7 protein-coding genes are annotated in these 6,094 nt (G+C 25.6%); 6 read left to right on the top strand and 1 reads right to left on the bottom strand.

Annotation, left to right across the window (positions count from 1 at the left end):
- Positions 1–276 precede the first annotated feature (276 nt).
- Genes rpmH through SCULI_RS05435 form a run of 6 tightly spaced genes read left to right on the top strand, consistent with a single transcriptional unit; the run spans position 277 to position 4,700 of the window.
- Positions 277–411, top strand: a complete 135-nt coding sequence (gene rpmH / locus SCULI_RS05460; RefSeq protein ID WP_025363633.1) for a 50S ribosomal protein L34 — start codon at positions 277–279, stop codon at positions 409–411.
- Positions 412–414: 3 nt separating this feature from the next.
- On the top strand, positions 415–741 hold the full coding sequence (gene rnpA, locus SCULI_RS05455; RefSeq protein ID WP_025363632.1) for a ribonuclease P protein component: 327 nt from the start codon (positions 415–417) through the stop codon (positions 739–741).
- A gap of 8 nt (positions 742–749) precedes the next feature.
- Entirely contained in the window at positions 750–1,955 is a 1,206-nt protein-coding gene (gene yidC / locus SCULI_RS05450; RefSeq protein WP_407696082.1) for a membrane protein insertase YidC, read from the top strand.
- The gene (locus tag SCULI_RS05445; protein ID WP_025363630.1) at positions 1,930–2,490 is read left to right on the top strand and encodes a hypothetical protein; all 561 of its coding nucleotides are present in this window, start codon (positions 1,930–1,932) and stop codon (positions 2,488–2,490) included. The genes yidC and SCULI_RS05445 overlap by 26 nt, the downstream gene beginning before the upstream one ends.
- Before the next feature lie 57 nt (positions 2,491–2,547).
- Positions 2,548–3,891 (top strand): tRNA uridine-5-carboxymethylaminomethyl(34) synthesis GTPase MnmE, encoded by a 1,344-nt coding sequence (gene mnmE / locus SCULI_RS05440; protein WP_025363629.1) that lies wholly within the window; start codon positions 2,548–2,550, stop codon positions 3,889–3,891.
- Between the two features lie 8 nt (positions 3,892–3,899).
- Entirely contained in the window at positions 3,900–4,700 is an 801-nt protein-coding gene (locus SCULI_RS05435; protein ID WP_025363628.1) for a TatD family hydrolase, read from the top strand.
- A 30-nt stretch (positions 4,701–4,730) separates the two neighbouring features.
- On the opposite strand, the gene mreB is transcribed toward SCULI_RS05435, so the two are convergent.
- A complete protein-coding gene (gene mreB / locus SCULI_RS05430; RefSeq protein WP_025363627.1) occupies positions 4,731–5,789 on the bottom strand; it encodes a rod shape-determining protein in 1,059 nt (352 codons plus the stop codon).
- Between the last annotated feature and the right edge of the window lie 305 nt (positions 5,790–6,094).

Raw genomic sequence — 6,094 nt, 5'->3', positions numbered from 1 at the left:
ATTAATTTCCTCCAAAATATCAACAATTACATTATAAAAGAATATTTTTTTAAAATGTGTATAAGTCTAAAAAATGATATTTTTTTATTCAAACCTTTATAACTATAATCTAAACTAATTAGTATTAATAGATATTTTTAATAGTTATCCACATATTAAATTATTAATATTCTTGTACACAAGTTATAAATTAATAAAATTAAACTTCTTTAAAATATGACAATTAAATAAGATATAATTTTAAATGAAGTTTTGTTTTAAAAAGGAGGAAGCACTATGAAAAGAACATGACAACCAAGTAAAATTAAACACGCTAGAACTCATGGTTTCAGAGCTAGAATGGCTACTAAAAATGGTAGAAAAGTTATTAAAGCTAGAAGAGCTAAGGGTAGAGCTAAATTATCTGCTTAATCTATGAAAAATATAAATATTATTAAAAAAAACCATGAATTTCAAAAGATAATTTCTAAAAGACATTTTTTGAAATCTAAAACATTAATAATATATTTTCTAGAAGCAAAAGATAATTTTAAATATGGAATCTCAGTTGGAAAGAAACTGGGAAATGCTGTTATTAGAAATAAAGTTAAAAGACAAATAAGAATGATGATTTATAATAAATTAATTAATCTTAAAGAGGAAAAAAAACATATAATAATAATGGCTAGAAATGAGTATTTAAAAAGATCATACGAATATAATTCAAATGAATTAAATAGATTACTAACAAAAATTTGTTAAGATGAGAGGTGAATCATTTGTATAAACAAGATTATTCAAAGTATTTGAATAATGGTGGCAAAGGAAAAAAAACCAAGAAAGACATATTAAAAGTCATCTGAGGATGAACTAAATTAGTATTGTTTGTGTTTGTTATAATCTCAATGCTTTGAGGTTGTGTACAAATGTATCAAGCAGATTATGTAGTTTCACCTGTAACTGATATGGCTGGAAATAAAATTTATGCACCAGGAGTTGGGTTTGAAATTATTATTAAAAGTCTAGATGATTTTGGTAATAAGACCCACTGGTTTGTTTTAAAAAGTGATGGAACAATTAGTGAATACCAATATAAAGTAATTTCAAATTGAGGTCAGGCATTCACAGAAACTGGATCACCATTTTATGGATTCTTTGTATACCCATTATCATTCTTACTTGTAGGGTTTATTAGATTATTTTCTGGAACTGATGCTGCAGGTTTACTAAGTCAAAATAAATCAAATTATGGGGTATCTGCAATCTTTGCAATATTCTTTACATCATTGATTGTTAGAGGAATTGTTTTAGGATTTACTTGAAAAACTCAAGCTAATCAAGAACGTATGACTTCATTACAAGGTAAACAAGCAGAAATTCAAGAAAAATATAAAGGTTCATCAGATCCAGCTGCAAAGCAAAAACAACAATTAGAATTGATGGCACTTTATAAAAAAGAAGGAATTAGTCCTTTAAGTTCAATTGCAACACAATTCTTATCAATGCCACTTCTATTTGCCATGTTCTCAGTTGTTAGATCGACTCACGCACTAAAAATTGCAACAGTTGGAAAAATAACACTTACAGAGCAACCATGAGCACAAATTAAAGAAGGTCATTGAGCATACTTTGCATTAATTGCTGTGTATCTACCATTACAAATTGTTTCAATGATGCTACCAACATTTTTACAAATGTTCAAGAAAAAGAAAAAAATTGAATCAGAACAACAGAAGAAAGCTAAGAAAAAACAATTAATATTCCAAATTGTATTTATTGTAATGTTTATCTTCATTGTGAGTTCAATTGCCTCAGGGGTAGCTATTTATTGAATTTTCTCTTCAGTATTCCAAATTGCACAAACCTTAACTTTCCATTTCTTAAGAGAAAACAAAGCTAAGAGATTCTTGAAAAAAAGAGAAAAAGCAATCTTGGATAGCAAAACAAAACATGTTAAAAATGCTAAAAATAAATAATAAAATAAACCACTTTTTAGACAAATCACTTAAAGAAACAAATATTGTTTTTAAAAGTGATTCAAAAGAAGTGGTTTTATTTATGACAAATTCTTTAAGAAGAGAAATTTTAAATACAATTAAAAAAACATTAAAAGAAATATTTAATCTTAATGCCTACTCACTATTTTATGATAAAGATAATTCTAAAAATATTATTATGATTGCAAATAAAGAAATATTATCTGATGAAAGTCGTGTGGCAATTGTTAAATTATTAAATCAAATTATAATTGCAAAATTTAATATAAAATTATTTTTTGCAATCGCAGATTATTATCAATTATATTTATCAATTAAGAATTTTGATATTAATAAAATTAAAGATCAAATTTTAAATACAATTAAAACAAAACAAGAAACAAAATTGTATTCAATAACAAAAAAACACAGAAAACAAATTTATAAATTAGCAATTAAATATTCAAAAATAAAATCAAAGTCTGTAAATATTTATGCAGGTAAAAACATTAATATAATTTATAAGATGGATTAAAGTCCATCTTCTTTTATTTGTTATAATACTTTTGGAGGCAATAAGTATATGAATAAATTATTTTTAGAAGACACAATAGTTGCTCCTGCCACTAAGTTAGCAAAACAAGCTATTAGTATTATTAGAATATCGGGAAGTGATGCTTTTAAAATAACAAACAAAATTTTAAAAGACGATCTTATTTATAAAAATACACAACAGTTAAGAAAAATTTATGATAACAATTTTTTAATTGATGAAGCTCTAATAATAACTTTTATTGATAAAAAATCTTTCACTGGTGAAAATGTTGTTGAAATAAATTGTCATGGTGGAGTTCTTGTTACTAAAAAAATTATTTCTCTTTTAATAAATAATGGAGCAAGAATGGCTGAACCAGGAGAATTTTCACAAAGAGCTTTTTTAAATAGCAAAATTAATTTACTTCAAGCAGAGTCAATTAACAATTTGATAGAGTCAAAAAATGAACTTGCACTTAAAATTAATGCAATTGGAGTTACAGGTCAAAATAATAAGGAACTTTTAAATATTAAAGAAAATTTAGTTGATATAATTTCAAGAATTCAAACTTCAATTGATTATCCAGATTATGATGATATTGAGGGTTCAGATTCTCAAAGTATTTCAAAAGTTTTACAATTAACAAATAATAATTTAAAAAAAATTATTAATATTAGTAAAAGAGCACAAAATATTAATGAAGGAATTCAAACTTTAATTCTTGGTGCTCCAAATGTTGGTAAATCTTCTTTATTAAATTCTTTAATTAATGAAGATAAAGCAATTGTCACAGATATTGAAGGAACAACTCGAGATATAGTTGAAGGACAATTAAACTTTGATAATTTTACATTAAATTTAATTGATACAGCGGGAATTAGAAAAACACAAGATGCTGTTGAACAAATTGGAATTGAAAAAAGTTTAAAATTAATTTCACAAGCAGAATTAATTTTATATGTAATTGATAATCAAATTGATGATGAAATCATGTCAAAAATTAAAGACAAAAATTTTATTATTGTAAGAAATAAAATTGATATACTTGATCAAAAACAATTGCATAATTTAAAAAATAATTCTAAAGATATGATTTTTATCAGTGCAAAGGAAAATAATGTTGAACCACTTATAAAAAAAATTGAGGCAATGTGAAACAATGAAGAAGTTTTAGAATCGAGTTTACCAATTATTACAAATATGAATTCAATTATTAATTTAGAAAAAATATTTGAATTGATTCAAACTTCAATTAAAAATTTGAATCAAGGTTTTACAATTGATATGATTAATTTAGATTTATATAATGCCTTAGATATTTTAAATAATATACTTGGTATAATAGATGCGGATGAAGAAATTATAAATAATATTTTTAAAAAATATTGTTTAGGAAAGTAGGTAAAAATATGGCAGGGATATTTGATACACATACACATTTCAATGATAAAAGATACAAGGAACTTGGAATTGAAACAGATGAAATGATTAAAGAAGCTAATATGCATGGTGTAACTCATTTTTGTTGTGTTGGGTTTGATGTTCATTCTTCAAAACAAGCAACAAAATATGCAATCAAATATGAAAATGTTTATGCAGCAGTCGGAATTCATCCAACTGAAGCAGATAAAACTACAGAAGATGAGTTAAATGAAATTGAGATTGCAGCTCATGCAGAAAATGTTGTTGCAATTGGTGAGATAGGTTTAGATTATTACTACACAGATGAATTTAAAGAAAAACAAAAGGAAATTTTTAAAAGACAAATTCAAATTGCATTAGATAATGATTTATTAGTAATGATGCATTTACGCGATGTTGATGGATCAGATCAAGCATATTATGATGCATTAGAAATTTTAGATGAACTTGAAGTTAAAAGAGCTGTTGTTCATTGCTATACAAAAGGCTATGAATTGGCAAAAAAATTTACAGACAAAGGATATTATATTTCAATTCCAGGAGTTGTTACATTTAATAATGCCATTGATTTGCAAGAAGCAGTTCAAAAACTATCAATAAATCATTTAGTAGTAGAAACTGATGCTCCATATTTAGCACCAGTTCCAAATAGAGGTAAATTAAATACTTCAAAAGAAATTGTCCATACAATTGATAAAATTGCTAAACTTAAAAACCTAAATAAAGATGATGTAATTGATTCAACAACCCGTAATGCTCAAATTATGTTTGGCATTTTAAATAAATAAAAAAACTTCATATTGAAGTTTTTTTATTTATTAAATTAAATTACTTTGACTACCTTTTTTAACGTCTTTTGCGTTTTTTCCATAGTAATCATTTTCAATTCTTTTGTTAATTGTTTTTTGGAACACTTTTGCTCCTTCAACAACTCCAGTTAATGGATTTGGAGAGATTTTACATGGTACTGAGAAGATTCCAGTAAAGTATTCTTTAATACCTCTAATTTTTGAACCCCCACCACAAATCATAAATCCATTTCCGATGATATCTCCAGCTAATTCAGGAGGTGTATTTTCCATTAATTCAATTAATAAATCAGTAATTCTACTAAATGAGTTTACTAATACATTTCTAATTTCTTCTGAACTAATAATTGCTTCTTTTGGTAATCCAGAAACGATGTCTCTACCAAATACAGACATTGTTCTTTCACCTTTATATTTTGCTAAAGAACCTAATTCCATTTTAATGTTTTCTGCAGTTCTTTCTCCAATTGTTACATTGTATTCTGAACGAATGTATTTTTTAATTTCTTCGTCAAATGCATTTCCAGCAACTTTAACAGATCTTGAAATAACAACATCTCCTGCTGAAATGATAGCAATATCAGTAGTTCCCCCACCAATATCAATTACAACATGACCTTTTGGCATGTCAATACTAATTCCAGCACCTAGTGCTGCCATTTTTACTTCTTCTTCAACAATAACAATTTCTGCTCCCATATCGTAAGCAACTTGTTTTAAAGCATCACGCTCTAATTCAGTAACTTCACTAGGACAAGCTAATAAAATTATTGAGTTTTTTCAATCATTTAACATTTTTAGTTTTGAAAAAACATGTTTTAACATATCTTTTGCAGCATCTAAATCAGTAATAACTCCGTCTCTAATTGGAACAACCATTCTAATGTCATCGTGAGTTTTTCCTAACATGTCGTATGCTTCTCTACCCAAAGCTGTTAATGTGTTAGTAATGTTGTCATAAGCCATAATTGATGGTTCATCATATACTATTCCTTGTTTTCCAACGAAAGCAAGGATGTTGCTTGTACCTAAGTCCAAGGCAATAAATGTACGATCTTCAAATTTCATATTATTCCTCCTAAACCATAAAACTATATGTATTCATATTATACATTGTCTAAAATAATAAAGCAAATTAAATACTTTTTAGGAAATTTTAAATGTGCATAAATTGGCATTTTTTTGTAAAGTTATTATTTCTATAGTTTAAATCCCCATAAACATTGATTTATTTTTAAAGTATGAATAAATGTGGATAACTTTATAAAAAAATAAAAAAAACTAAATTTTATTGAAAATCTATGTATAATTATTTTTAAGAAAAAAGAGGTACAGTTATGATTAAAATAATCAAACAAAATTCAATAATTCAA

Origin of the sequence: Spiroplasma culicicola AES-1, from assembly GCF_000565175.1 — a bacterium.
GTDB classification, from domain to species: Bacteria; Bacillota_I; Bacilli_A; order Mycoplasmatales; family Mycoplasmataceae; genus Spiroplasma_A; species Spiroplasma_A culicicola.
The sequence above is the reverse complement of the archived record's forward strand: the minus strand, read 5'-3'. Positions and strand labels throughout refer to the sequence as shown.